Origin of the sequence: Pseudanabaena sp. CCNP1317, assembly GCF_034931345.1 — a bacterium.
GTDB classification, from domain to species: Bacteria; Cyanobacteriota; Cyanobacteriia; order Pseudanabaenales; family Pseudanabaenaceae; genus Pseudanabaena; species Pseudanabaena galeata.
In genome coordinates, this window is record NZ_JAYGIF010000133.1 from 1 (window position 1) to 3,058 (window position 3,058).

Annotated in this window: 3 protein-coding genes; 2 read left to right on the top strand and 1 reads right to left on the bottom strand. The window is 38.5% G+C overall.

All coding sequences use genetic code 11. The features are described 5' to 3' along the window. Positions 1 to 316: hypothetical protein (locus VB775_RS22425; RefSeq protein WP_323216954.1), on the bottom strand; the 316-nt coding region annotated here is incomplete at its 3' end. Between the two features lie 1,303 nt (positions 317 to 1,619). Between VB775_RS22425 and VB775_RS22430 the strand changes: the two genes are divergently transcribed. Together VB775_RS22430 and VB775_RS22435 are read left to right on the top strand one after the other, a co-directional pair. Then, a complete protein-coding gene (locus VB775_RS22430; protein ID WP_323216955.1) occupies positions 1,620 to 2,015 on the top strand; it encodes a plasmid mobilization protein in 396 nt (131 codons plus the stop codon). A gap of 6 nt (positions 2,016 to 2,021) precedes the next feature. Next, a partial coding sequence (locus VB775_RS22435; RefSeq protein WP_323216956.1) for a relaxase/mobilization nuclease domain-containing protein occupies positions 2,022 to 3,058 on the top strand: 1,037 nt, incomplete at its 3' end.

Below are 3,058 nucleotides of genomic sequence, written 5' to 3' on the forward strand. Positions count from 1 at the left end.
TTTCTGCCCTAGCGGTATGGGTTTTAGCTTTTGTCCCACCCTTTTTTTGTTTTTCGTTAATTCGCCATATATACTGCTTTATAGTTTTAGCAGAGATATCGACGTGAAGTTCATCTTTTAGGTTTTGGCTAATTTCATTATATGTACTTCCTGAAGCAAGCAATGCTCTGACAGCTTCCTCAAGGTATGAGATGATGTCTACTTTTCTTGTCAGTTTATCTTTGTTTTTAATAGATGCAAACCACCGATCAGACAACTCTGTTAACTGCTCTGTGGCTACCTCTACAACCGATGAACACGCAATGATTTCAGGCATTATTTTAGCTGATTATTTGTCTACAAGGCTGGTATCTCAGACAACAAATGCTGTGATGAAAATCATTTAGAGAATTTATTGATTTGGGGACTCCATAAATATTTGGATTTGTTGATGGGTTTATCATAGCCATAAACGCAATAATAAAAAGTCTTTTTTATAGTAATCTTGCTTAAGAATATTGATTGCAATTGCTGAAACCTTTACTCAGATTGCATCTTAAGAATTTTTGATTAAGTCTATTTTTTTAGGCTTTGAGTAGACAGTTTGTAGACTGTGAATAGATTTTCTGTAGGCTCTTATCCTTTTTAGAACATAGTTAAATTTCCTTTAAAATCACACATAAAATACTTGTGATTTACATATAGACTCTGCGTAGATTCTCTGTAGATTGCTGTAGACTTTGTGTAAAAATATGTAGTCTGTTAGTAGACTTTATGATAACTATTTGTAGGCTGTTAGTAGCCTCTTTATTAATTATCTATAGGCTTTGAATAGTCTCTATGTAGATTGTTAAGTAGACTACCTGTAGATTGCTGTAGACTTTGTGTAGAATGCCTGTAGATTACAGTTAGTTTCGGTGATAACTGTTGGTTGACCATCTGTGGATTATTTGTAGTCTCTGTGTAGACTGTTAAGTAGACTACCTGTAGATTTCTGTAGGTTACAGTTAGTTTCGGTGATAACTGTTGGTTGACCATCTGTAGATTATTTGTCGATTACTTGTAGTCTCTGTGTAGACTGTTAAGTAGACTATTTGTAGATTACTGTAGATTACAGTTAGTTGCGGTGATAACTGTTGGTTGACCATCTGTAGATTATTTGTCGATTACTTGTAGTCTCTGTGTAGACTGTTAAGTAGACTATTTGTAGACTTCTGATAGAGATTGGTTAGACTATCTGTATACTCTCCTGTAGGCGCTCTGTATATTAGTTGTAACTTTTTGCGAACGAGTTTGCGCCGTTTGAGGGGTGTGCGGGGTTTGGAGCAAGCTATGTTGCTTGTCGGACAAGAAATCGCGCTATCGCTTGATTTTTGTTCGACAGCAACATGACCGCTTGCCAAGGGGGAATTCCCCCTTTGGATTCCCCCTTAATAAATTCAAAGCTCCTAATAAAAAAACTGAGTTGCAATTAATTTTGCAAGAATTAAATTTTTGTAGAAATAGAATATTTTAAAATTCTGTTCTGCACAAAAAATGTAGACTATGATTGTAATTGGCGAGTCCATCTCGCCGAATTTCTTGTTTTTGAATATTTTTTCAACAGCACTTATGCAGAACAAACTTTAGGAATAGCAGTAATGACTTTATCCGTTAGATTCACGGTACGCATGACTAAAAATGAGAAAGTTGTATTGGAGGCAAAAGCAAAGAAACTGAATGTTAAATCGAGTAAATTTGTCCGCTATGCAGTTTTTAAGTTTCAGCCACTATCACCACTAGCTCCAATGACTAGCGTTGATTGGGACACATATCACCTGCTAGGACAAATGAAATTTGAGTTGAATAAAATTGGTACCAACATTAACCAGTTGACACACGATGCTAATTTAAGTGTGATGATGGGTAGCCCTATGCAGTCGCAACTTGATGAATTTCAAAAGTTATCTGGTTGTCTCAATCAACTTGTTTCATTAATGTCCGATGTTCGCTCTCAAATTACTTCGACCGCAGGTTTAACTCCACAGGCGGAGTAGGAAAGAATGATCGGTAAAATCATTAAGGGTAGAGGCTTTCGGGGATGCCTGTCCTATGTGCTGGAAAAAACTGGTGCAGAAATTATTGACACAAATATGGATGGTGATAGCCCTCGTAGTCTTGCGACTGAGTTTTCCCTATCTCGACAGTTACGACCAATGCTCAATCAAGTAGTTTGTCATGTTTCTCTCAGCCTTAGTCCTGATGAACATCTTAACAATGCTTCTTGGCAGCAGGTGATCGCCCAATATCTCAAAGACATGGATTTTAGCAATAATCAGTATGTCGCTGTGAAGCACACCGATACAGCAAATCATGAGCATGTTCATTTAGTTACCAGTCGAGTGAAGATGGATGGCTCCGTTGTCTCAGATAGCTGGGATTGGACGCGCAGCCAAAAATCGATCCGAAAACTGGAAATGGATTTTGGATTAGCATCAGTTCCGTCAAGTCGGACAAGCGATCGCCAAGAGGAAACCTATCGCCACATTGAAAAGGAGAGAATATCAGGCAAACCTACGGTCAAGAAGCAACTTGCTAACAAGATTAGTGCTGCTTTGGCTTATACCAAGTCACTACCAGACTTTATAGAGCAGCTAAATCGCGATCAAATTCGCGTAAAAGTTGAACGCGATCGCGAGGGCAAGCCCAGAGGCATTGCTTACAAATACGAGGGAGTTAGGCTTTCTGGCTCAAGCATAGGCAAAGCATACTCATTGCCGCGTATTTTGAAACAATTGGAAATTTCGGCTAGCGAAATTGTAAAACCTAATATCTATAACCTGAAGCCTCATATATCGCAGGTAATCATGGAGCAAATAAAAGCAGGAATGGCTATGCCCCAGTTTATTGAGCAGCTTCGACAATCAGGAGTGGATGCTTATGTCAAATACACCCGCAATAAGAAGGTTAAGGGTATTTCCTATAGTTTTGGAGATAACAGCATTCAAGGTAATGAATTAGGAAAAGAGTTTAGCTGGGGCGGACTCCAGAAGTATTTGCAGGTAAGTTACGATCCAGTGCGGGATATGCCAATTATTCT

Bases quoted from the DNA above. Each gene is read 5' to 3' on its own strand.
- VB775_RS22430 (WP_323216955.1), top strand. From the start codon at position 1,620: ATGACTTTATCCGTTAGATTCACGGTACGCATGACTAAAAATGAGAAA.